Source organism: Stenotrophomonas sp. LMG 10879, from assembly GCF_002750935.1.
In the GTDB taxonomy this organism is placed as follows: domain Bacteria; phylum Pseudomonadota; class Gammaproteobacteria; order Xanthomonadales; family Xanthomonadaceae; genus Stenotrophomonas; species Stenotrophomonas lactitubi_B.
In genome coordinates, this window is sequence record NZ_PEJT01000011.1 from 31189 (window position 1) to 56095 (window position 24907).

The 24907-nt window shown below is 66.0% G+C and carries 17 protein-coding genes; 13 read left to right on the top strand and 4 right to left on the bottom strand.

Going from position 1 to position 24907, the window contains the following annotated elements; translation table 11 throughout:
- Positions 1–65 precede the first annotated feature (65 nt).
- The gene (locus CR919_RS16485; protein WP_099820930.1) at positions 66–1082 is read right to left on the bottom strand and encodes a glucokinase family protein; all 1017 of its coding nucleotides are present in this window, start codon (positions 1080–1082) and stop codon (positions 66–68) included.
- Between the two features lie 385 nt (positions 1083–1467).
- Between CR919_RS16485 and CR919_RS16490 the strand changes: the two genes are divergently transcribed.
- From CR919_RS16490 to CR919_RS16515, 6 genes are all read left to right on the top strand, one after another.
- Positions 1468–2760 (top strand): sugar MFS transporter, encoded by a 1293-nt coding sequence (locus CR919_RS16490; protein ID WP_099820931.1) that lies wholly within the window; start codon positions 1468–1470, stop codon positions 2758–2760.
- Positions 2761–2799: 39 nt separating this feature from the next.
- The gene (locus CR919_RS16495; RefSeq protein WP_099821016.1) at positions 2800–3867 is read left to right on the top strand and encodes a LacI family DNA-binding transcriptional regulator; all 1068 of its coding nucleotides are present in this window, start codon (positions 2800–2802) and stop codon (positions 3865–3867) included.
- Positions 3868–3874: 7 nt separating this feature from the next.
- Positions 3875–4903, top strand: a complete 1029-nt coding sequence (locus CR919_RS16500; protein ID WP_099820932.1) for an SIS domain-containing protein — start codon at positions 3875–3877, stop codon at positions 4901–4903.
- A complete protein-coding gene (nagA, locus tag CR919_RS16505; protein ID WP_099820933.1) occupies positions 4903–6051 on the top strand; it encodes an N-acetylglucosamine-6-phosphate deacetylase in 1149 nt (382 codons plus the stop codon). The genes CR919_RS16500 and nagA overlap by 1 nt, the downstream gene beginning before the upstream one ends.
- Positions 6052–6053: 2 nt before the next feature.
- Positions 6054–7121, top strand: coding sequence for a heparan-alpha-glucosaminide N-acetyltransferase domain-containing protein (locus CR919_RS16510; protein WP_099820934.1), 1068 nt, complete (start codon positions 6054–6056; stop codon positions 7119–7121).
- Positions 7122–7407: 286 nt separating this feature from the next.
- Positions 7408–10455 (top strand): autotransporter outer membrane beta-barrel domain-containing protein, encoded by a 3048-nt coding sequence (locus tag CR919_RS16515; protein WP_099820935.1) that lies wholly within the window; start codon positions 7408–7410, stop codon positions 10453–10455.
- Positions 10456–10592: 137 nt separating this feature from the next.
- Here CR919_RS16515 and CR919_RS16520 read toward each other — a convergent pair whose 3' ends face one another.
- Positions 10593–11015 carry a hypothetical protein gene (locus CR919_RS16520; RefSeq protein ID WP_099820936.1) on the bottom strand — a complete coding sequence of 141 codons (423 nt, stop codon included), beginning with the start codon at positions 11013–11015 and terminating at the stop codon, positions 10593–10595.
- A gap of 692 nt (positions 11016–11707) precedes the next feature.
- Between CR919_RS16520 and CR919_RS16525 the strand changes: the two genes are divergently transcribed.
- The 5 genes from CR919_RS16525 (at position 11708) to CR919_RS16545 (ending at position 17794) form a co-directional block, all read left to right on the top strand.
- Positions 11708–12349 carry a DUF1629 domain-containing protein gene (locus tag CR919_RS16525; protein WP_099820937.1) on the top strand — a complete coding sequence of 214 codons (642 nt, stop codon included), beginning with the start codon at positions 11708–11710 and terminating at the stop codon, positions 12347–12349.
- Between the two features lie 35 nt (positions 12350–12384).
- Entirely contained in the window at positions 12385–15792 is a 3408-nt protein-coding gene (locus tag CR919_RS16530; RefSeq protein WP_108724218.1) for an XVIPCD domain-containing protein, read from the top strand.
- A gap of 146 nt (positions 15793–15938) precedes the next feature.
- A complete protein-coding gene (locus CR919_RS16535; RefSeq protein ID WP_099820939.1) occupies positions 15939–16970 on the top strand; it encodes a S41 family peptidase in 1032 nt (343 codons plus the stop codon).
- A gap of 3 nt (positions 16971–16973) precedes the next feature.
- Complete coding sequence (locus CR919_RS16540; RefSeq protein ID WP_099820940.1) at positions 16974–17309, top strand: hypothetical protein; 336 nt, start codon at positions 16974–16976, stop codon at positions 17307–17309.
- A 50-nt stretch (positions 17310–17359) separates the two neighbouring features.
- Positions 17360–17794, top strand: a complete 435-nt coding sequence (locus CR919_RS16545) for an SseB family protein (RefSeq protein WP_049467432.1) — start codon at positions 17360–17362, stop codon at positions 17792–17794.
- Between the two features lie 44 nt (positions 17795–17838).
- Here the strand turns inward: CR919_RS16545 and CR919_RS16550 are convergent, their stop codons facing one another.
- Both CR919_RS16550 and CR919_RS16555 read right to left on the bottom strand, forming a co-directional pair.
- Positions 17839–19059, bottom strand: a complete 1221-nt coding sequence (locus CR919_RS16550; RefSeq protein WP_099820941.1) for a multifunctional CCA addition/repair protein — start codon at positions 19057–19059, stop codon at positions 17839–17841.
- A 93-nt stretch (positions 19060–19152) separates the two neighbouring features.
- Entirely contained in the window at positions 19153–21138 is a 1986-nt protein-coding gene (locus CR919_RS16555; protein WP_099820942.1) for a transglycosylase SLT domain-containing protein, read from the bottom strand.
- A gap of 151 nt (positions 21139–21289) precedes the next feature.
- Between CR919_RS16555 and CR919_RS16560 the strand changes: the two genes are divergently transcribed.
- On the top strand, positions 21290–21697 hold the full coding sequence (locus CR919_RS16560; RefSeq protein WP_099820943.1) for a biopolymer transporter ExbD: 408 nt from the start codon (positions 21290–21292) through the stop codon (positions 21695–21697).
- A gap of 257 nt (positions 21698–21954) precedes the next feature.
- The gene (locus tag CR919_RS16565; RefSeq protein WP_099820944.1) at positions 21955–24819 is read left to right on the top strand and encodes a TonB-dependent receptor; all 2865 of its coding nucleotides are present in this window, start codon (positions 21955–21957) and stop codon (positions 24817–24819) included.
- Positions 24820–24907 lie beyond the last annotated feature (88 nt).

The following is a 24907-nucleotide window of genomic DNA, read 5'->3' on the forward strand; positions in this document are numbered from 1 at the left end:
CGATGTCCCGGGCATTGGCGTGCCACGTACTGCGTGCTGCGATTGCGTTGAAGCCGTTTGCAGGTTCAGGCGTCGGCGTGGAGCAGGTACCAGCTGGCAGCGCCGATCACGCCCAGCTGTCCGTGTTCGACCACCTTCACCGGGATGCGTGCCAGCGCCTCGCCCATCGGCCCCTTCTGCAGGTAGCGTTCGACGAAGGTGCTGGTACGCAGGTACTCGCGGATCTGCGGCAGGATTCCACCGGCCAGGTAGACCCCGCCGTGGGCGCCATAGAACAGGGCCATGTCGCCGATGGTGCTGCCGAGCAGGCCGCAGAACACATCCAGCGCCTGCCGTGCCAGCGGATCGCTACCGGCCATTGCCGCAGCGGTGACCGCATCGGGGCTGGCCAGCGCCGGTGCCTGGTCCTGCAGCGCGCAGATCGCGCGGTACAGGTTCATCAGGCCGGGGCCGGAGATCGCATGTTCGATCGATACATGCGCGCGGTCGCGCTGCATGTGGCGGACGATCGCCATTTCCAGTTCGGTGCTGGCGGCCAGGGTCGGCTGCCCGGCTTCGGTGGCCAGGACCACCGGGCCGTTGGCCGTGGGAATCCACAACGCTGCGCCAAGGCCGGTGCCGGGGCCGACCACCAGGGTCGGGCCGCGCGGTGCACTGTCCGGGCCACACAGGTGCAGCACGCCACTGGCATCGACCTGCGCGGCTGCATAGGCCACGGCTTCGAAGTCATTGACGATGTGCACCCGCTGCAGGCCGACGTCGGCCTCGATCTGCCGCGCCGACAACGGCCATGGCACGTTGGCGGTGATCACCGTGCCGTCTTCGCGGGCATAGCCGGCGGTGGCGACCACGCAGTGCGACGGGCGCGGGCCTTCGGCCAGGAAGTCGGCGAGGATCGCGCTGAGCCCGGCATGGTCGGCGTTGCGGTACTTGCGGTAATCGAGCACCTGCACCGGATGGGCATCGTCGCCGCTGGCCTGGACCCGGGCGACACGCACATGGGTGCCGCCAACGTCGGCGGCCAGGAACGAGGGCGCGACGCGGGACAGGACATGGGCCGGGGCGGGATGGCTGGCGGTCACGCGGGCTCCTGCTGCAGGTGGGGCCGGCCCCGGGAAGGGCAACGATGAAGCCGGCGATTGGGGCGGAGTCTGTAACCGCGTTGACAACGATGTCAACGAGTTCGTGACACTTTCGTTGCTGCGCCGCAGCGAATGCAGATCGCCGTAAACGTTTACATGGCGTGAGTGCGGCATCCATGGCAGAACCGTTGCAGCGAGGGGCTTCAAGGGCGAAGCGCATTCAGCGGATGGCCGTGCAGCGGGCTTGCGCAGTGCAGCATCCGATGTGGTGGGCCGTGCATGGAAGTTGACAAACGGACGTCGTCCACCGAAAGAATGTGACAACGTTGTTCCCAGCCACTCTCCGACGCCGTGTTCTGCGGCCGTCGCCGCAGGAGCCTTCCTGATGTCAGCCGTCCCCGCTGCAAGCGCACGCCCGAACGTGGCCTCGTCCATCGCCATCGTCGGCGTGCTGTTTTTCCTGATCGGCTTCTTCACCTGGCTCAACGGCCCGTTGATCACCTTCGTCAAACTCGCCTTCGAGCTCAGCGAGGTCGGTGCCTTCCTGGTGCTGATGGTGTTCTACCTGTCCTACTTCTTCCTGGCCCTGCCGGCGTCATGGATCCTGCGCCGCACCGGCATGAAGAAAGGCCTCAGCCTGAGCCTGCTGGTGATGGCCGGTGGCGCGGCGTTGTTCGGTGAGTTCGCCACCCAGCGCTGGTATCCCGGTGCACTCGGCGGCCTGTTCGTGATCGGTAGTGGACTTGCCTTGCTGCAGACCGCGATCAACCCGTACATCTCCATCCTCGGCCCGATTGAAACCGCCGCACGGCGCATCGCGATGATGGGCATCTGCAACAAGATCGCCGGCATGCTGGCGCCGGTGCTGATCGGCACGGTGGTGCTGCACGGCATCGGCGATCTGTCGGCCACGGTGGCCGCTGCCGACGAAGCGACCAAGGCGCAGCTGCTGAACGAATTCGCCGCCAAGATCCACGCGCCGTACCTGGCCATGGCCGGCTTGCTGGTGGTGCTGGCGGTGGCGGTATTGTTCTCGCCGCTGCCTGAAATCAAGGCCTCCGAGGCCAATGCCACCCCGGCCGGCGCACCGGGCAAGGCCGAGCGCAGCAGCATCTTCCAGTTCCCGCACCTGTGGCTGGGCGTGCTGTGTCTGTTCGTCTATGTCGGCGTGGAAGTAATGGCCGGTGATGCCATCGGTACCTACGGTCATGGCTTCGACCTGCCGCTGGACCAGACCAAGATGTTCACCTCGCTCACCCTGGGCGCGATGCTGGTGGGCTACGTGGTCGGCCTGCTGCTGATCCCGAAGGTGGTCTCGCAGTCGCGCTACCTGACCATTTCCGCAGTACTGGGCGTGGTGTTCTGCCTGGGCGCCTTCTTCACCCATGGCTATGTGTCGGTTGCCTTCGTGGCGCTGCTGGGTTTTGCCAACGCGATGATGTGGCCGGCGATCTTCCCGTTGGCGATCCGTGGCCTGGGCCGCTTCACCGAAACCGGTTCGGCGCTGCTGGTGATGGGCATCGCCGGCGGCGCGATCATTCCGCAGCTGTTCGCCGTGCTCAAGCAGCACATCGATTTCCAGCTGGTGTTCCTGCTGCTGATGGTGCCGTGCTACCTGTACATCCTGTTCTACTCGGTGGTCGGCCATCGCGTCGGCCTGCCGCAGGACAAGGGCTGATCGGCGATGATGGACGGCAGCCAACCCCAGGAAAAGCCGATGCGCAGAGCGACCATCAAGGACGTTGCCGAAAAGGCCAAGGTCTCGCTGAAGACGGTGTCGCGGGTGATCAACAACGAGCCCTCGGTGATGCAGGCCACCCGTGCGCGGGTGCTGCGTGCCATTGCCGAGCTCGACTACGAACCCGATCCCTCCGCGCGCAACCTGCGCAGCGGCACCACCTTCGTGATCGGGCTGGTGTACGACAACCCCAACCCGTACCACATCATCGGCGTGCAGAACGGCGTGCTCGCTGCCTGCCGCGAAACCGGCTTCGGCCTGCAGATCCATCCGTGCGATTCCAGTTCGCCGCTGCTGGCCGATGAACTGGCCGACTGGGTGCAGCGTTCGCGCCTGGCCGGGCTGGTGCTGACCGCACCGATGTCCGAACGTCGCGATCTGATCCAGGCGCTCACTGCGCGGGGCATCAAGCTGGTGCGGATCATCGCCGCTACCGAAGATCCGGCCGATGGCGCCTGCGTGTTCGTCGACGACCGCGAAGCCGCCTACGAAATCACCGAGCACCTGATCCAGCTGGGTCACCAGCGCATCGGCTTCCTCTGGGGTGGCACCTCGCACCGGTCGTCGGGCGAACGCTACGCCGGTTACGAGGCCGCGCTGAAGGACTACGGCATGACCGTGGACAAGCATCTGGTGGTGCAGGGCGATTACACCTTCGACGATGGTTTCCGCGGCGCGCGGCGCCTGCTTGCACTGCGCGAACCGCCTACCGCCATCTTCGGTTCCAACGATGAAATCGCTGCCGGCGTACTGGCCGCCGCGAAGTCGGCCGGCATGAACGTGCCCTACGACCTGTCGATCGCCGGCTTCGAGGACAGCCCGTTCTCGCGCCAGTCGTGGCCGCCGCTGACCACCGCCAAGCAGGCCACCGAAGACATCGCCCGCCATGCCGCGCGCCTGCTGATCGCGCAGCTGCGCAGTGATGCCTACGACGATGCGCCGGCGCCGCTGCACAACCAGGGCTTCGTGCCACAGCTGGTGGTGCGCGGCTCGACCGCGCCGATGCGGCCTGCCGCCGCCCGTCCCCTTCCTTCCGATCCTTCCTGAGCCTGCCATGTCGCTGTCCGACCCCACCGCTACCCTGATGTTCGCCGAGGCCGCCGAAGCGGCCGAGGTCGTTGCCCGCCAGTTCGCCCGCAACCATGCCGTGATGGAGACGCTGGCAGCCAGCCTGCGCGCTGCGCCGCCGCCGTTCGTGGTGACCTGCGCACGCGGCAGCTCCGACCATGCTGCGACCTATGGCAAGTACCTGCTGGAAACCCAGCTGGGTCTGGTCGTTGCCTCGGCCTCGCCGTCGGTGGGTTCGGTCTACGCCGCACCGCTGCAGCTGCGCGGTGCGTTGTTCATCGTCATCTCGCAGTCCGGCAAGAGCCCGGACCTGCTGCGCAATGCCGAGGCGGCCAAGGCCGCTGGCGCGCGCGTGGTGGCGCTGGTCAACGTCGAGGATTCGCCGCTGGCACAGCTTGCCGACACGGTCATCCCGCTGCATGCCGGCGTGGAAAAAAGCGTGGCGGCGACCAAGAGTTACCTCGCCTCGTTGTCCGCGCTGCTGCAGCTGGCCGCGTACTGGAAGCAGGACAGCGCGCTGCGCAATGCCCTGGACCTGCTGCCCGATGCGATGCGCGAGGCCTGGCAGTGCGACTGGAGCGCAGTGATCGACGGCCTGGTGGAGGCCAACAACCTGTTCGTGCTCGGCCGTGGCCTGGGCCTCGGCGCGGCGCAGGAGGCCGCGCTGAAGTTCAAGGAAACCTGCAGCCTGCACGCCGAGGCCTACAGCTCGGCCGAGGTCAAACATGGTCCGATGGCGCTGGTCGATCGCGGCTTCCCGGTGCTGGCCTTTGCCCAGCCCGATGAAACCGGTGCCGGCACCCGTGCCGTGGCCGAAGAATTCACCGCACGTGGCGCCCAGGTGTGGCTGGCCGGTGCCGGCGGCAACCTGCCGGTCGCTGCCGCGCCGCATCCGCTGTGCGCGCCGCTGCTGACGGTGCAGAGCTTCTACCGCGCGATCAACGCGCTGGCGTTGCGCCGCGGCTTCAACCCGGACCTGCCACCGCATCTGAACAAGGTTACGGAGACGGTGTGATGGCAACCGTTCTGCGCAATGCCCGCATTCTTGCCGGCGATGAGTTCCGCGACGATCTTGCGGTGGTCATCGAAGACGGCCACATCAGCGCGCTGCTGCCCGACGCTGCGCCGCAGCTGGGCACGGCCGACGAGCAGGTGGACCTGGGGGGCGGCTGGCTGCTGCCCGGCTTCATCGATGTGCAGGTCAATGGCGGTGGCGGCGCGCTGTTCAACAACACACCCGACGTAGAGGCGTTGCGTACGATTGCGCGTGCGCATCGCCGCTTCGGCACCACCGCGATGCTGCCGACCCTGATCAGCGATGACCTTGGTGTGATGCGCGAGGCGATCGCTGCGCTGCGCGAGGCCATTGCACTGGGTGTGCCGGGCGTGATCGGCATCCACCTGGAAGGCCCGTACATCGCACCAGCGCGCAAAGGCACGCACGATGCCAGCAAGTTCCGCGTGCCGGACGCGGAAGAGATCGAACTGGCGTCGTCGCTGGACAACGGCGTGACCCTGCTGACCCTGGCACCGGAGCGCGTACCGCTGGAGACCATCCGCGCGCTGGTCGAACGCGGGGTGATCGTTGCCGCCGGTCACACCGCCGGTACCTATGAAGAGATCCGTGCCGGCCTCGATGCCGGCGTGCGTGGCTTCACCCATCTGTACAACGCGATGTCGCCGCTGCAGGGGCGCGAGCCCGGTGCGGTCGGCGCGGCGCTGGAAGATCGCGACAGCTGGATCGGCATCATCGTCGATGGCGTGCACGTGCATCCGGCCAGCCTGCGCGTGGCGCTGGCGGCCAAGCCGCGCGGCCGCCTGCTGCTGGTGACCGATGCGATGCCGCCGGTCGGTGCAGACGATCCCAGCTACGTGCTGTATGGCGAAACCATCACTGCCATCGATGGCGTAGTGCGCAACGCCGCTGGCTCGCTGGCCGGTTCGGCGCTGGACATGGCCACCGCCGTGCGCAACACCGTGCAGCTGCTGCGCCAACCGCTGGCCGAAGCTGCGCGCATGGCCTCGACCTATCCGGCGCAGTTCCTCAATGTCGATGATCGCCTGGGTCACATCGCCGAGGGCTACCAGGCCGACCTGGTTCTGCTGGACGATGCATTGCAGGTGCGTGGTACGTGGATCGCCGGCCAGTACGAGGCGGCTTGACGATGAGCAGCACGCCGCCACGCCGGTTGGGCTCGATCGACGCTTTGCGCGGTATGACCGTGGCGGCGATGCTGCTGGTCAACAACCCCGGTGACTGGAGTGCGGTGTTCGCACCGCTGCGCCATTCTGAATGGCACGGCTGCACACCTACAGACCTGGTGTTCCCGTTCTTCCTGTTCCTGGTGGGCGTGTCGATGGCCTTCAGCGTCGCACCGCGCGCGCTGGATCCAGCTGCACGGCCGGCACTTGCACGTGGCGTGCTGGAACGCGCACTGCGCATCGCCGTTGCCGGTGTGCTGCTGCACCTGCTGGTGTGGTGGGCACTGCACACGCACCATTTCCGCATCTGGGGCGTGCTGCAGCGCATCGCGCTGTGTGCGGCAGTGGTGGGCGTGCTGGCGGTGTATACGCGTCCGCGCGTGCAGGCGGCCGTGCTAGTGGCGTTGCTGGTGGGGTATGCAGCGCTGCTGCTGGGCATCGGCGATCTGGCGCCGTGGACCAACCCGGCCAGCCGTCTGGACACCACCTTGTTCGCGCCATCGATCTACCAATGGCAGGCCGATACCGGTCTGGGTCACGACCCCGAAGGATTGCTGAGCAGTCTCGGCGCATTGGCCAGCACCGTGCTGGGCCTGCTGGCCGGCGGCCTGCTGCGCAGTGGCCGCGCCGGTGCACTGGCCGCACTGGGTGCGATCACTGCCGTGCTCGGCCTGCTGCTGGCGACCGTGCTGCCACTCAACAAGCAGCTGTGGACGCCCAGCTACGTACTGTGGACCGGGGGCCTGGCCGCGCTGGCATTGTGGCTGGGTCACGTGCTGATCGACCGCAAGGGATGGCCCGCGCTGGGCCGGCGCTTCGGCGTCAATGCAATCACTGCCTATCTGGGGGCCTCGGTGATGTCGGTGATCCTGCTGGCGACCGGTGCCTGGGGGTGGGTCTGGCAGCAACTGGCTGCGGCGATGCCACAGGCATTGGAGCTGGCCTCGATGCTACAGGCGTTGGTATTCGTTGCGCTGTGGTGGGGTGTGGCGTGGTGGCTGGACCGACGTCGCATTTATCTGAAGATCTGAGCGCGGGCAAAGGTCGTAGCGAATGGCGCATCCACGCATGGCGTGGATCTACTGAGCTGGTGGGTTGTGGGTCATCCACGCCATGCGTGGATGTTCTCCACGGATCATTCGACGTGAACGGATTCATCGACATGCGGACCGCGTGAGCACTTCCCGGCTTCACAACCAAAGCGTGACCGACTGCCGATAAATTCACCTATCGAAACCATTCATGGCAGGGCAGACTGCGTCTGCAGTGTCGTACAGAACATCCGCAGTTCCTGATCCCCCGACCCAGGAGTGCCGTATGTCCCATGTCGTCCCGCGCGGGTTACGCCGGCGCTGTTTGACCGTTTCCCTGCTGCAGATCCTGGCGATGCCCTCGTTGCTCGCCCTGTCCGCCCCGGCCGCCTGGGCTGGTTGCGATGCGACGGCTCCCGTCGCCGGGCAGACCGTCACCTGCAGCAGCGCTGCCCCCAATCCCGAGACCGCAGCAATCAGTGCCAGTGGCGCGGCGGGCATCACCGTGAATGTTGGCAACGGCGCGCAGCTGCAGCAGGCCGGCGCGGGCAGCGCCGTCTCCCTGCTCGGCGCCGGCGGGCACGTGCTCACCAATCTGGGCGCCATCAACTCGGCGAGCGGTACCGCGGTGCAGCTCGGCGCCGGCAGCCGCGTCGACAACACCGGCAGCATCAGTTCCGGCAGCGGTATCGCACTGCAGTTCAGTGGCGCCGGCGACAGCAGCGTGGTCAACCGCGGCACCATCAGCGGCGGCACCGGCGGCGTGCAGTTCGGTGCCGGCAACGATCGCCTGCAGATGCTGGCCGGCAGCATCAGCGGCGGCGTGCAGCAGGGCGATGGCAACGACGTGCTGCTGCTCAGCGGCGGCACCATCGACAGCCTCGACCAAGGCAATGGCGATGACCAGCTGACCGTCAACGCCGGCACCATCACCGGACTGGTGACGCAGGGCAGTGGCCGCGATGATTTCGTCATGACCGGCGGCACCATCGGTGCCCTGCAGCAGGGCGACAACATCGATACCTTCCGCATGAGCGGTGGCCGCATCGTCGGCGCGTTCGAAGATGGCGACCAGGCGTGGATGACCGGTGGCCGCATCGGCCGCGTCAACATGAAGCTGGACAAGAACCTGTGGGACATGTCCGGCGGCACCGTCGACGGCAACGTGGTCACCGGCTTCGACCAGGACACCGTCATCATCTCCAACGACGCCTACATCGGCGGCAACATCAGCGTCAGTGGCGGCACCGACAGCGTCACCATCACCGGTGGCACCGTGCGCGGCCAGGTGCTGCTGAGCACCGGCAACGACACCTTCAACTGGAATGGTGGCGGCATCGTCTACGGCGCCATCGACATGGGGCCCGACGATGACGTCGCGACCCTCAGCAATCTCAACCAGGCCAATCTGGGCGCCGTGCCACTGTTCGATGGTGGCACCGGCACCGACCGTCTCGGCTTCAACAACGTCAAGACCGCTGGCGTCGGGCGCTTCCAGAACTGGGAAGCGATCAGCCTGGCCAGCAGCACCGAGCTCACCTTCGATGGCGATCTGGTGCTGGGCGACAGTGCCACCGCTACCGGCAGCGTGATCGTGGATGAGACCAGCACCCTGTTTGCGGGGGGCGGCAACCACGCGATCCGACCGTTCGCCGGCAGCGCGCTGGTGAACATGGTCAACGCCGGCCGCATTGACCTGACCAACAGTGGCGGCGCCGGTGATGCCTTCACCATCCGTGGCAACTACCGCGGCGACGGCGGTGGCGTGTACCTGCAGACCGTGCTGGGTGCGGACGACTCAGCCAGCGACCGACTGGTCTTTGATGGCGGCACCGCCACCGGCAGCACCGGTCTGGGCATCATCAACGCCGGTGGCGGAGGATCGGCCACGCTGGTCGACGGCATCCTGGTGGTGCAGGCGTTGAACGGCGCAACCACCGCGCCAGGCGCGTTCTCGTTGTTCGCATCGGTCTCGGCCGGCGCCTACGAGTACTTCCTGTTCAAGGGCGGTGTCAGCGCCGGCACCGGCGAGAACTGGTACCTGCGTTCGACGGTTGCGGCCGGGCCGGCACCCGCGCCCAACGGCGGCGGCGAAGTGGCTCCACCGCCGCCGCCGACACCGCCGGTCGCACCGCCGCCGCCGATTCCCCCGGCACCACCACCGCCACCGGAAGGTGCCATCGATCCGAACCTGACCGCCGGTGAGACCGCGCCACCGCCGCCGCCGCCGGAACCGCCGCCCGTAGCACCGCCCAGCGATCCACCGGTGCCGGACGTGCCGGTGGCTGGTGGCAGCCTGCCCGGTACCGGTTCGCCGCCGCCCACAGCGGGGGCAAGACCCGCCGCACCGGACGAGAATGGTCTGGTGCCGCTGTACCGCCTGGAGACCGCGGCCTACGCCGTGGTGCCCCCGCTGTTGCGCGAGACCTCGCTGGCCAGCCTGGGGACCTTCCACGAGCGCCAGGGCGAACAGCGCCTGCTGTACAACCAGGGCGCCTTCCGCACCGCATGGGGACGGCTGGTGGGGCAGAGCAGCGAGATCCACTGGAAGGGCGATGCACGGCCCGGCTTCGATGGCGACGTGATGGGCGTGCAGGCGGGCCTGGATGTATGGGCCGCTGCCGCCGACAGCCACCGCAACCAGATCGGCGTGTTCGTCGGCCGCACCCGCGCCGATGGCAGGATCACCGGCCTGGCCATTGGCTGGGACAACGTGCTGGTCGGTCAGAGCCGGTTGGACGACAAGCACGTGGGCCTGTACTGGACGTTGACTGACAGCAGTGGCGGCTACATCGACGCGGTGGCGATGCAGAGCCGCTACGACGGCCGCACGCGTTCGTCGCGCGGGCTGGGCATCGACCTCAAGGGCGACGGCACCACGCTGTCGCTGGAAGCGGGCAAGCCACTGCTGCAGGTCGGGCAGTCATCGTGGTGGCTGGAGCCGCAACTGCAGGTGATCTGGCAGCGCAGTTCGCTGGATGACCAGCGCGATCTGGTGTCCACCATTTCCTTCGACAACGACAACGCCTGGACCGGCCGCGTCGGCCTGCGCCTGGCGGGTGATTACCAACTGGCCGATAACGGCTGGCAGCCGTACTTCAAGTTGAATTACTGGCACGGTCGCTCGGGCGAGGACCGCATCCTGTTCGATAGCGACGCGATCATCAATTCGCAGCGCTCGCGCGCACTGGAAGCCGGTGTCGGCGTGGTCGGGCGCTTCAACCGCACGATCAGCGCGTATGCCGTGGCCGACTACACCCGCGAGGTCGGTGGCAGCGACAACGGCAAGCGCCGCATCATCGAAGGCAACATCGGCCTGCGTGCGGATTGGTGATGCCCGCCGCGTTGGCGGCTTTGGTGGGTGCCGACCTCAGTCGGCACGAATCCAACGGGCGCCATGCACCGCCCTGGTAGGTGTCGACCTTGGTCGACACGCATTGGCAGCAGTCAATCAATCCCTACGCCACCACATCACAACGGCGATCGCCCCAGCAACGTACCCGCGTGATCGGCCAGCAGCTGTACTGCATACAGCAGGCCTTCCTCGGTCTGCGGCGGGCACTGCGCCTGCGCGTCGTCCAGTTCACGCGCGGCCTGCGTGGCCAACAACACACCACCCAGCGCAGACAATGCCAGCAGGCAGCGCGTGGTGCCGGCCAGATCGCGCGCACGTGCCGGCGTGATGCGCAGTTCCGTCCACGGCTCGCCGTCGGCGGCGTGGCAGCGCGTGATGTCGCGCAACCGCTTGAAAAAGGCGGGCGTGGGAGCGGCTTCATCGGCTTCGGTCAGCGCGTCTTCCAGTGCCTCGGCAGTGGCGTTGGACAGCTGCAGGTCGGGCAGGGCATCACCCAGCAGTGTGTGCAGGCGGGGATAGGTGGGGTAGAGCGTGGTCATGGCAGCAACCTCACAGGGCAAGGCCACCCGCGGGATGCAAGGTGGCGGGCGGTGCGGGTTGGCGTGCCGGTCAAGAGCAAAGAATAAGCCGACGGACCAAAGGGTCCCCACGCACCGCCCGCCGTGGACCGGCAGGTGGTGCATTGTCGCGAGTGCCTGCAGTGAGGCAATCGGTCATCTTTGCTCATTGATTCGGGACGCCAATCCCGACCAGCGCAGGTGACGCTGGCAGAACAACCTTCGTGCGTTCGCTCGTGAGATGACATGAGCAAAGTTGCAAATCACAGTCCCATGCGTACGGGCTCAATACGACACCTTGCGCGTGCGCCGAGGCGGGATGCTGCGATATCCATTACGAAACGCCAATCAACTGGAACCTGTAGCCAAACAAGCCCGACACGGCCGCCAGACTGGAGACAGCTAGTCATCATTGAATTTGAGACAGAACCCGAATCGAGGTGACTTATCAAGCGGCCAATGTCGTAAACGACGCGCTCTGAGCTGAACTTCCGTCACACCTTCGTGTTCAACGTCTGGTTCGCGTCTGCTCTGGTTCCTGGCCGAAGCGCAATAGCCAGAGCCCGTTGATGCCCCTTCGCCCAACGAGGGTGCAATTTGGCCCGCCAGTGGATGGAGGGGTAGGCTTACCCGAGACACTTCCGAAGACGCAGCCACGGGGCAGGACGCAACGCATGGAATCGACATCTACCAATCAGCCTCGGAAAGGCGAGTTCTACCAATTGCAGCCAGATGTCCGCCGAGGCGGAAAGGGCCACGGGGTGGTCTTTGAGAACGAGGACGCCCTACTTGTCCCGCCCAGACTCATTCTGTTGCCCAAGGCTGGTGGTTTCCCACCGCTGCGCGAAACCCCACGCTTGGTCTATCACCCTCGCGAAGGTGTACTCCCCGAGGATCTGGAAGGTGGGATGAGCGGCTATTGGCTGGTCTCCGAGCGCCTGCGTCAGGTGATGGAAGCGGTCGACCCTGATGCATTCGCCTTCGCCGATGTCGACTATCGCTTGGTCGACGGTTCAAAGGGGCCGACCTACTACCTCTGCGATGTGGTGCGTACGTTGGATGCCTTGGATGAGGAGGCATCTACACTCGACATCGAGATTAGTGATGAGTTTGAAGCCGGCAAGTATTACGGGCTCACGGGTGATGTCCGGCTGGCCTTCAAGCGTGAGGTTCTGGATTCGGCCCACGTGTTCAGATTGGCGTTCCATGGAGGGGTCTTCTGCGACCGCACATTCAAAGATGCCGTGGAGGCCGCCGGAATCGTCACGACCAGGAAGTCCAACGGCCTCTGGTTCGAAGACGTTGTGAACTGCTGAACCGGCAATATCGGCAATAGGGAAGGAACCTGATCATGCCTAACTACCGCACGCACCTTCAGGACCATCACACCATCGAGCAGCAGACGCTGAAGAACAGTCCACTGCTTGCCAAGCTGCAGAGCGCCGGAAAGTTCGATATCCATTCCCTGGAGAACCGAATTTTTCTGCCAGCAGATCCCCAGTTTGCCAACGTGCTTGGTGTTACTCCCCATAGTGGTGGTCCGCTGAGTGCCTACCAGCTAGGGATGCTTGATCGACTGAACAGGATCCAGATGACCTCTGATGGTCAAGCCTCATTAGAGGGCGACCTGTCAGCGATGGATCGAGTTGCCCGGCGGGTGGAGCAGTTGCGGGATACTGTCAAGGTCGGCCTGATCAACGGTGATTTGAACACCAACACCCCCGTCGGAAGCTCCCCTGAGCTGACCAACCAGCAGGTTCGATACTTCTTTCGCAACATCCCAACCTACTACGAGACCCACGCTCAGCAGATTGAGGCCTTGAAGGGCTTCAACGGCGTGGACCACGGCTGGGGCGCCATCGTGCATACCGAGCCGCGGATCGTCACTTCGCTGCATCAGTTCCAGGTCGATACCCGGCCGATCATTCGCGGTGGCAACATGGAACTGCAGCGCAGCGGGTTGTCGCTGGCCATTGCCAATGCTCACTACGATGGCCGTGTGAGCATGTCTCCCGGCGGCATCCTGGTAGTAGAGCGCACCCTGGGTGAGGAAGCGGCCTATCGCATCCGTGTACCGCGTGCACAGCAGGGCTTCGCCTCGATGGACCTGCTTCTCGGCGAAGCCTCGGCCAGCCCGCTGATCCGTGCCGGTGGTCTGTTGGCCTCTGGCGCCGATGCCGTCATGACCACGCGTCGCGTGTCCGAGCTGCTGCAGCAAGGCAATGGCACAGCCGCGCAGTCTGAGTTCAACCATGCACTCGCACGCAGTGGTGGCGGTTGGATGGGCGGCGTGGCAACGGCCTCGGTCATTGGTACGTCGAGCTTCGTGCCGGCGGCGGTGGTCGCTGCCGATGCGCTGTTCATGAGCAAGGCCTTCGACAAAGGCGCTGATCTGCTCGACAACCGCGCCGTCTACCGCCAGGAAGACAGTGCGCATGTGCAGTGGGAGTTCAACGGCCGCAACTGGCAGCGCGAAGTGAAGATGGCGCGTGCGGCCGATGGTTTGCCCGACGCCGCCGAGCATAGTGTCGGCGCCAGCTATGAGAAGGCGCGTGAGTTGGGTGCCAAAGCCAGTGTGCGTGCCGTAGAGCTGGCACTGGGCAAAGCACATGAGCCGCAGAATCCCTTCAGCATCCCGGCAGGGCCGCAGGATGTGAAAGGTCTGGACAATCAGAACTGGCAGCGTGACCCGCAGACCGAGCAGTGGACCCGTCAGGTGAAGACGGCCGTGGTAGGCGCCAACGACCGTGGCGTGTACGAATCCCAGATCGCCACGCCGGAGCGCGCTGCAGAACTGAACCAGCAGGCGGTGCAGCGTATTGAAGACAACATTGCCCATGGCAAGGCCGCCATCGCGGCCAGCTATCTGGAAACCCGCGCCGCCACCCGTGCCAGCGATTTCGTGCCGTTGGTACCCGATGCTGTGGAGACTGCGCGCGCCCGGCCCGATGCCATCCTGGGTTCGGACAATACGATGTACCAGCGCGACACCACCGGGCAGTGGAACCATGATGGCAAGGTGGCCCAAGGGAACCTTGCGTTGGAACTGGAGCTGACACGCACGATCCAGCAACCCTCGCTGGAACGGTTCGAGCGCACGGTGGCTGCACTGGAAGCCCGGCCTGCGCCGACCAATGCCGAACTGAACCAATACGAGCAGCGCCATGCCTATGCCTCGGCGGGCGTTGCGCCAACGCCAGTGTGGCAGGAGGCGATCGCGTTGGCCACGGCGCGCACGCGTGAGCAGCACGGCATTACCGGCGCTACGATGCAGGAGCTGGGTCCTGCCGTTGACGGCCATGCCGGCGAATCCCGGCCGATCACGCATTACCAGGTGGGGCAGGATGGTGTGGCCCGGCCGGTGGCGGTGACCACCACCGAGGAGCTGCAGGCGGCATGGGGGGAAGTCCGTGCACGTGCAGGCGAGCATGCACCTGTGCCGGAAATCCCGGAGCTGCGCATCGCTGCGTTGTCACCGCGCGAGCGGGAGGCGCACCAGCAGGCGCTACAGGAGGCCAATCGCCAGGGTGCAGCCACCGTGGATGCGGGGCAGGCGGCGGTGGCGGCAGCGCAGCACGTAAGCGGCAGTGCAACGGAACCTTCCGATGCGCGTGAAGCGGTGGAGGCGGCTCAGCGCGAAGAGGCGCTGCACCGGCCGCTGGCCCCTGCCGAACCGGTTGCGGCGGTACCGCCGCTGGTAATGCGGCCACCACCGGAGCCCAAGCCCGAAGCTGCTGTCGCCAAGCAACCTGCGGAGCCGAATACCCCATCGTCATCCGGCCAGTTCGAGGCTGAGCATCGGCGCGACACGTATGCAGCAGAAGTGCGGCACCCGCCGTCGCTCGCTGCAACGGGTATGCCAGCGGTCACGCACGGCACTGCCACGCACAACGCGGCCACGCCCGAACCGACCCGAATTCCTACGCCCGATCCGATGCCGCGGCAGGTGAACGCATCGCCCCGCATCACCGAGTCAGCGCAGCAGACTGGCCCGGCAGCGCATGAATCCTTTGCCCACGCCATGCCGCCGGAACCGCAGCCCTCGGCAACGCCTCCGCAGGAAAGCACTTCGCAGCAAGTTGAAAGATGCCATGAGGTGCAGCCAACCACCGAATCATTGCCGTCACCCGCCACGCAGCACGCGTCCATCGAGCGGCCCACTGCCGACCTTGCAGAGAAGTTGCCTGAAAACGAGCAATCCCCCATGCAGGTCCAGGTTGCGTCGGTGAATGCATGGGCTGAGCCCACAACTGCTCCGACCACGCATCCGGCCTATGCAGTGGCGAGCGATGCCGATCCGGTGCAGGTCGCTCGCGATGAGATGCCCTATCCCACCCACCCGGGCCACCCCGACCACGCGCTCTACCAGCAGATCTGCGAGGGGGTTCAAGCCTTGGATGCCAAGCACGGACGCAGCTTCGATGCGACCAGCGAGCGGATGGCAGCCAGCCTGCTGGTGCTGGCCAAGGACAACGATCTGGAGCGGGTCGACCACGTGCTGTTGAGCAACGCCACTGCAGACAAGCCGGCCGGGCATACCCTGTTCGTGGTGCAGGGCGAACCAGGCAACCCGGCTCACCTACGGGCTGCGATGCAGACGGAACTGGCTGCACAGACCTCGGTGGAAGAGTCGATGCAGCAGTTCGACGTGGTGAGCCAGGAGGCCCATCAACGGGCTCTGGCCAATCAATTTGAGCAGCAGATGGAAGATCAGCGGGTACAACACGATATCCAGATTCGCGCTGCCAGTGGCGGGTGAAACTGGGGCTTGCTCATCTGGAGATCGGGCTATACCGTCTTCGGTTGCATGTAGTAGAGGCGCCATCCATATGGGCGTTGTCCAGTCTGGCGCTGGTGCCAAAGTGGTTGGCTCTATGTGATTCATCAATGACGAAGGAACGTCGAATGCAGCTTGAACTTCGAACGATGGTTACTGCGCTGGGCTCACTTTTCTTCATCGCAATGCCGGCAGCGGCCGCTGAATCCGTCGATCTTCCAACCCCGCAGGCCCAAGCCGAACTGCTGGACATACTGGAGCGCGAGGCGCTGTACCGTGACCGCGTGGAATGGCCCGCCATCCGCACGCGCATGAAGGCTGCACAGGGCGATCCGAGCAGGACGCGTGAGGTTCTACGCGAAGCGATTGACCGCAGTTCCGCTGGCCATGGCAGTTGGATCAGTCCCCAGCGGCTGCAATCGGAGGCGCAACGCCTAGGTCGTGCCAATGCCGCCGTTTCCACTGCGCCGGAAGCGCATGTGCCGGTCGATATGCTGGATCGGCGCATCGGCTGGTTGGGTATCGAAGGCTATTCCGTCGCCCCGGGTCCCGCTGCGCGCGAGCAGATGAAGGCGCGTGCTGCACGCTGGCAGGCGATCATCCGCGACAAGGACAAGCGCAACCGCTGCGGCTGGATCGTTGATCTGCGCGGCAACACCGGTGGCAACATGTGGCCGATGCTGGTGGGTGCGGCGCCGCTGCTGCGCACCACGGTGAACGATGACGAAGTCGTCGGTTCCTTCGCCACCCCCGCTGGTGCGGAGGGCTGGCAGTCCACGGCTTCCGGGGTGCGCCTTGGCCCGCGTGTGATTGTGGATCTGGGTACACCTGGCTACCGCTTGAAGAACCCGGGTGCGCCGGTAGCCGTGCTGACCGGCCCGCGAACCGCCAGCTCCGGTGAAGCCACGGTGCTAGCCTTCCGTGGCCGGCCCCAGACACGCAGTTTCGGTCTGCCCACCGCCGGCATGTCCACGGCCAACATCGTGCGGCCGCTGGTCGATGGCAGTTCACTGGTGCTGACCACCAGCGTGATGCGGGACCGCAACGGACGTGGCGATGGGCTGAAGATCGCGCCGGACCAGCTCACCGAAGGCGATGCTGCAACCATCGCCGCTGCCCAGGCCTGGCTGCTGGCTCAACCCGCCTGCCAGGGCAGCTGATCCATGATCCTGATCGGCCAACAGGAACGGGTGCTGATTGTCGGCCCCACCGAAGCACACCACTGCCTGCGCTGCCAGACTGAAACCGAATTCGCCCCGCAGCTGCGCTACAAGATGGCGCGCATCGACCTGCTGTTCGGCTTCGTCTACCAGCGCCGCTATGAGCTGGCCTGCACCGGCTGCGAGCATGGCTGGGTGCTGGATACCGAAAGCATGGACCAGCAGCTGGGCGGGGTGCCGATCCCGTGGCGACACCGCTTCGGCTTGCCGGTGATGCTGGTGGTGGTGGCCGGGCTGGCAGTGGCAGGGTGGATGTGGCGGCAAGGGCACGGTGGTTGAGGACGCGGCCTGCTAAAGTTGCAGCCAGCAATCACGTACCGGAACCGACCATGGACCACGAAACGCCGTTCGAACCCGCCAACGACCTGGAAGTGCGCCTGTTGCAGGCCCAGGACGGAACCCTCACGGCCTCGCAGTTCCTCGACGGCCTGCTGACCGCGCCGGTGTTCGTGCTGCTGGACAAGGCCATCGGTGAAGATGGCGCCTGGGACGAGAGCATTTCGCCGCTGGTGCTGACCAGCGAAGGCGGCGAGCCGATGTTCGCGGTGTTCACGGCGCCCGAGCGCGCGGAAATCTGGCATGAGCAGCTGCCGCAGTTCGCCCATGCCATGCCCATCGCGGTACATGCGCTGCTGTCGGGCATCGGCGAGGGCGTCGGCCTGGTGCTGAACCCGGGCCTGGACGTGGGCATGGAGATGATCCCCGACGCGGTGGCGCAGCTGAAGGAACGTGCTGCGGCGATCACACGTGGGATGGCGCACTGATAGAAGCTGTGGTTGCCGGCCAGCGGCCGGCACTACCCGATGCTTCAGCGGGCGGCAGCGATCGCTCGTACACGCGCCTTGGCCAGCGCCTCGCCAATCGCCGGCCCCTTCAGGTGCGTGGTATCCAGGTCACGTGCCTGCACTGACAGCGCGGCCCGGTGCAGGCGCTTCAGCGTTTCGCCCTGCGGGTAGTCGCTGTCCTCGAAACCGAGCCGGCCGCGCTTGTCGGCCTCGCAGCACAGCGCGATGCGCGCCACCCGCTCCGGCCGGCGCAACGCATCGCAGCGGCCCAGCAGTTCCAGCACGGTGGCATCGCGCAGTTCGTCGATGCGATGCACGTTCAGATGCTCGCGGCATACCGCCTCGGCCAGCTGCTGGTGCTCGGTCGGAATCTTCAGGCGCGCACAAAGTGCTTTCAGCGGCTCGATGCCGCGCTGTTCGTGCATGATGTGGCGCGGCCATTCCTCGGGCGGGGTCAGGCCCTTGCCGAGGTCGTGGGTGAGTGCGGCGAAGCCGACCAGATCATCACCGGGGGCCAGCTTCGCCGCCATGTCGCTGACCATTTCCTGGTGGATGCCGGTGTCGACTTCCGGATGGAATTCCGCGCGCTGCGGCACGCCGTACAACGCTTCCAGCTCCGGCAATATCGGGCCCAGCGCGTGCGCGTCGTGCAGGGTGCGCAGGAACGCGGACGGGCGTTCGCACACCAGTGCCTTGCGCAGTTCCTGCCACACACGTTCCGGCACCAGTGCGTCGAGCTCGCCGCTGGCGGCAATCTCGCGCATCAGTTCCATGGTTTCCGGCGCGACGGTGAAGCCGAGCGAGGCGAAGCGGGCCATGAAGCGCGCCGCACGCAGCACGCGCAGCGGGTCTTCTACGAAGGCGGGACCGACATGGCGCAGCACGCGCTGCTCGATGTCACGCGCGCCGCCATAGGGGTCGACCAGCGCGCCGCTGTCTTCATCGCAGGCGATGGCGTTGATGGTGAAGTCGCGGCGCTGCAGGTCTTCTTCCAGCGTCACCGCCGGATCGGCATCGACCACGAAGCCGCGGTAGCCACGGCCGGATTTGCGTTCGGTGCGCGCCAGCGCGTATTCCTCACCGGTCTTCGGGTGCAGGAAGACGGGGAAATCGCGGCCCACGGCGGTGTAGCCCTGCGCTTCCATCTGCGCGGGCGTGGCGCCGACGACGACCCAGTCACGGTCGCCGGCAGGACGCTGCAGCAGGCGGTCGCGCACGGCGCCGCCGACAAGATAGATCTTCATGCGGGGATGATGACACGGTAGCGCCGGGCCATGCCCAGCGGGATACATCGTGGCGTCCGCCGGGCATGGCCCGGCGCTACCGTCATCGTGCGATCAATCGCCGCCCTGGTCGGCGTTGGCGGCGCAGGTGAAGGCCTTGCGCTTGTCCACCAGGCGGCCCATCAGGCGGTCGCTCAGCGGCAATGCGTCGCCATTGAGTCGCCAGTCGTAGATCACGCTGAAGGCCAGCACGCGGGCAACGTACTCGCGTGTTTCCTTGTAGCTGATGGTCTCGATCCACAGGTCCGGATCGAAGCCCGGGCGCTGGGTCTGCCAGCGTGCGGTCGGCGTCGGGCCCGCGTTGTACGCGGCGATGGTCACGTAGGGCAGGCCGTCGTACTTGTTCATCAACTGCCGCAGGTACGCGCTGCCGATGGCGATGTTGGTGTCCGGGTCGTACAGGCTGTCAGCGCCGCCGTAGCCGGTCAGGCCGATGGACTTGGCGACACCGGCACCGGTCGCCGGCAGCACCTGCATCAGGCCCATGGCGTTGGCAGGCGAACGCGCGCGCGGGCTGAACACGCTTTCCGCACGGATCTCAGCGGCCACCCAGGCCGGGTCCAGCGCATTGCGCGCCGACTCGCGACGGATCGTGGCGTCGTGGTGCAGCGGGAAGCGCAGGTCGTACAGGCGCTGCTCCTGCTTCTGCTTGCCGAGCGAGAACACTGCGCGGTCGAACCAGCCGTTGTCCTGCGCCACGCGTACCGCAAGGCGACGCTGGGTGTCATCGAAGCGCGACAGTGCGTTGTTCCATTCGGCCACCGCCCAGCCGGCGCGGTCGATCTGGTACAGCGCCATCGCGCGCTGGATGGCCGGATCGCGGGCGACCGCGGCCTGCGCCTGCGCGCTGTCGTCGGGCTTCCACGGGCACAGCGTGTAGGGCTGCTGCAGCTTGTCCGCCGCCAGGAAACCATGGAAGGTCGGCGCGCGTGCGGCTTCGCGGAACAGCGGCTGCGCCTGCTGTGCCTGGCCGGTCTTTTCCAGCATGCGGCCTTCGAAATAGCGCCAGCGCGAATCGTTGCGCTGGGTCGGGCCCATCTTGCGGATCGCTGCCAGCGTCGCCGGCCAATCGCCGCGCGACATTGCTTCGCGTGCGCGCCATTCGTGCAGGCGTTCGTCGTAGGCCGCATCGGGTACGGCATTCAAGCGGCGGGCAGAGTCGGGCAGGTAGGACGCCACCGTCCACAGGGCGATCTGGTAACGCACCTGGCCCTGCTGTTCGGCGCTCAGGCCCAGCGCCTGCGCGTACTGCGGCAGCTGCTGTTCGGTGGCGTCCGGATCGGCCTTGGCCAGCTTGGCCAGGCCATCGGTGGCGATGCGCCGGCTGCGCTCGTTGCGCGGCCAGTTCAGGGCACTGGCATTGGGCTTGTCGACGAAGGCGGCGTAGGTGTTGGCCAGCGCCAGATCGCCCGCCTGCAGGCCGCGCGCGGCCGAGCGCATCACCGCCGGCTGCTGTGCATCGGCAGCGGCATCGATGCGCTCCCAGCGCAGTGCATCGCTCATGCCACCCTGCGCCTGCAGCACGGCGAACACGGCGTCGCAGGCATCAGGCAGTGACTTGCCGTTCTTGCGCCACAGATCCTGGGCTTCACCGATCCACTGCGGGTCCACCTTGCCGGTGGCCTGGCGCGCCGTCAGCTGCGCACAGCGCAGGCCGAGGTTGTCGGTCGGCACCCAGTTGGCCAGCAGCGTCGGCCAGTCCTGCCGGCGTGCTACAGAGGGCAGCCACGCGCTGCGGAAGCTGTTGGCCACGGCCTGGCCCTGGTAGCGCTTGAGGAAGGCCTGTGCCTGCGCCGTATCCACGGTGTCGATGTTGCGCCGCAGGTTGGCGAACTCCAGCCAGCCATACGCTGGATGGCGGCTGAGCGCAGCGGCCTGGCCGGGATCGAACTGGCCACGTTCGGCGGCCGCGATGGCGGCCTTCAACTGGGCGTTCTGGGCATCGAGGGACTGGGCACTCGCGCAGCCGATCAGCAGCGTGGTGGCCAGCGGGAGCAGGGACAGGGCGGTCGAAGATCGTCGGGTCATGGCGACCAGCATAGCGGGCGGTGGCTGAATTCAGTTTCTCATTTCGTACACGGCAGCAGAGGGCAACGACAGCTGAATGATGAGGTGATCCGCACTGCCGCGAGGGCAGCTGATCGGCGTAGGTTTGGGCTGGGGCGACCGGCCCTGCTGCAGGGAGCGGCACATGGCATTCAGTAGCGCAGGAAGAAGCGGCCCGCTGGCGGACATCAACGTCACGCCACTGGTGGATGTGATGCTGGTGTTGTTGATCATCTTCATCGTGACCGCGCCGATGTTGTCGCGGCCGATCAACGTGCAGTTGCCGCAGGCCACCGATCGCGTGGTGGATCGCCCCGAACCGCCACCGCCGATCGAGCTGCGGCTGGATGCGTCCAGCCAGTTGAGCTGGGACGGGCAGCCGATGGCCATCGGCGATCTGCAGTCGCGCCTGCAGGCGCAGGCCAGCGAGCATGCCGGCAACCTGCCGGAGCTGCGCATCAGTACCGATCCGTCGGCCGAGTACGACGGCATGGCCAAGATCCTGGCCGCCGCCGAGGCCACCGGCATGGAACGCATCGCGTTCGTGCAGTGAGCGGGTTACCGGTGCGGCCTTCCTGATGGAGGGCCGCACTCGCGCAGGGGCGCTTACAAAGGCACCGATGGTCAGCGCGCCCTTCGGTGAATACGCAGCGAAATGACGTTATCTGCTTTCAGAATCGTCAAATCTGCGTGAAAGAGTGTCGGGCATCACGCCGCGATTTTTACCGCTTGTTTACAAAGGAGACGCTGCCGCCATGCAGGGGGGAGCGCGGCAGTCCATGTCCCGACATTCCTTTGGAGAGAGAGCGAATGAATTACCTGCACCACCGCCCCTTGGCGGTTGCCGTCGCGCTGTGCGTGACCGCCCTGGCACCGATGGGTGCTGCCGCCCAATCGACCACCACCAATCTGGACGCGATCGAAGTCACCGGCACCCGCATCAAGCGCGCTGAAGTGGAAGGCCAGGTGCCGGTCCAGACCCTCAATCGCGCCGACATCGAACGCACCGGCCTGACCTCGATCGGTGAAGTGCTGCAACAGCTCACCGGTTCCGGCTCGGCGCTCAATGCCAAATTCAATTCGTCGGGCAACTTCGGTTTCCCGCCCGACGGCAGTGGTGTTGGCGCGGGTTCGGCGCAGGTGGACCTGCGCCATCTGGGTGCCAAGCGTGTACTGGTGCTGGTCGATGGCATCCGCTGGGTCAATGAATCCTCGGCCTCGGGCGTGGGCTCGGCCACCGACCTCAACACCATTCCGCTGGCGATCGTTGAACGCATCGAAGTGCTGGAAGATGGCGCGTCCTCGCTGTACGGCTCCGATGCCATCGCCGGTGTGGTCAACATCATCACCCGCCGCGATTTCGATGGCGGCCAGGTGACGCTGAATTACGGTGAATACAGCAAGGGCGACGGCACGCAGAAGGGCGTGGACCTGGCCTGGGGCAAGAGCGGCGACCGCTTCAGCCTGTTCCTGGGCGCCAGCTGGACCAAGCAGGATCCGGTGTTTGCCAAGGACCGCGAGCAGTCGCGCTTCCCGATTCCCGGCACCGGGCTGGCGTTCGGCAGCGGTGGCATTCCGCAGGGCCGTTTCATGTTCACCGACCCGAACACCGGCGCGGTGCAGAACATCGTGCCCAATACCGGCGTGAGCAACCCGCGCTACGACGGCAGCGCCGGCTGCGCGCGCACCGATGACTATCACTGCTTCACCAGCGCCGACCGCTTCAACTTCGCCGAATACAACATGGTGCTGACGCCCTCGGAGCGTAAGGGTCTGTTCGGCCAGTTCCGCTTCGACATCACCGACAACGTGCAGTGGTACGTCAAGGCACTGGGCAACCGCCGCGAGTCGACCAACCAGGCCGGCCCGGAGCCGCTGTTCTTCGGCCCCGATGGTGCCACCGGCAATCCGCTGGCCGACAACATCACCGTGTCCGCGCTCAATCCATACAACCCGTTCGGCTTCGACCTGGTCTCGGGTGACAACATGAGCCTGATCGGTCGCCGCCCGGTGGAAGGCGGCGCGCGCGTGTTCGAGCAGAAGGTGGACACCACGTACTTCGCCTCCGGTCTGGTCGGCAACTTCCAGGCGGCCGACCGCAGCTGGTACTGGGACGTCAACGGCATGTACAGCAAGAACAAGGCCGAGCAGACCAACTACGGCAGCTACAACATCTACAACGTCAACATGGCGCTGGGTGATCCGGCCGTGTGCGCGGCCACGCCGGGCTGCGTGCCGCTGAACATCTTCGGTGGCGCCGGTTCGATCACCCCGGACATGCTGCGCTGGATCCAGCCGGTGGTGCGCGACCGCAGCCAGAACGAGCTGAGCCTGTTCACCGCCAACCTGTCCAGCGATCTGTTCACCCTGCCGGCCGGTCCGGTGTCCTTCGCCACCGGCCTCGAACACCGCAAGTACAAAGGCTCGTACCAGCCCGACCCGCTGACGGTGATCGGCCACTACAACGGCGTACCGTCGCAGCCGACGTCCGGTTCCTACGACGTCAATGAAGCGTACCTGGAGCTGAGCGTGCCGATCTTCGCCGACTCGGCACTGGGCAAGAAGCTGGACCTGAGCCTGGCCGGCCGCTATTCGGATTACTCGACCTTCGGTGGCGAGTTCACGCCCAAGTACGGCCTGCGCTGGCAGGTGACCGATGACTTCGTGCTGCGTACCACCTACGCCGAAGGCTTCCGCGCACCGTCGATCGGTGAGCTGTACGGTTCGGCTGCGCGCGCTGACCTGCAGCTGTTCGATCCCTGCTCGGTCGGCCTGGGTGGCACGCCGCCGCGCGGCAGTGCGGCCAACTGTGCCTCGCTGGGCGTGCCGGCGGGCTTCCAGCAGGCCAACTCGCAGATCTCGGTGACCACCGGCGGCAACCGCGAGCTGGAACCGGAGCGGTCGCGCAGCTTCAGTGCCGGCTTCGTGTGGAGCCCCTGGTTCGGCAACGATGCGTCGTGGTCGGAGCGCTTCGACGTGGAAGTGACCTTCTATCGCCACAACATCGATGGCGCGATCCAGGCGATCAACGCGCAGACCCAGCTGGACCTGTGCGTGGATACGCTGGACCCGATCTACTGCGACGGCATCACCCGTGCCAGCACCGGTGCGGTCAGCAGCTTCAACAACCGCCTGACCAACCTGGGTTCGATCAAGACCGATGGTTGGGATGTGGATCTGTTCTGGACCCTGCCGCAGAGCTCGATCGGCCAGTTCAAGCTGGGCTGGAAGAACACCTTCGTCGGTCGCTATGAGGCCACCGGTGCGGCCGGCCAGCGGCAGCCGCAGAAGCCCGGTGTGGAAGTGGCTGACAGTTCGATTCCGGAATGGACCAGCAACGCCAGCATCGGCTGGACGCTGGACAACTGGAGCGCCAACTGGACGGTACGCCACATTTCCGAACTGACCGAAGACTGTGGTGACGCCGTGGCGTTCCCGGTGTGCAGCAACCAGGCCGCCGGCACCAACACGCTGTCCGCCACCACCTTCCACGATGCGCAGGTGGGCTACAAGATCGACTGGATGAAGGGGCTGCAGCTGACGGCCGGCCTGAACAACGTGTTCGACAAGGATCCGCCGATCTGCCTGTCGTGCTCGTTGAACGGCTATGACGCCTCGACCTACGACATCCCGCGTGGCCGCTACTGGTACCTGCGCGCGGACCTGCGGTTCTGATGAAGGGGTGGCGCCGGGCTCAGCCCGGCGTCCCCATGTGGATGTAGAGCCGAGCCCATGCTCGGCTCGATCGCCCACAACATTGCGA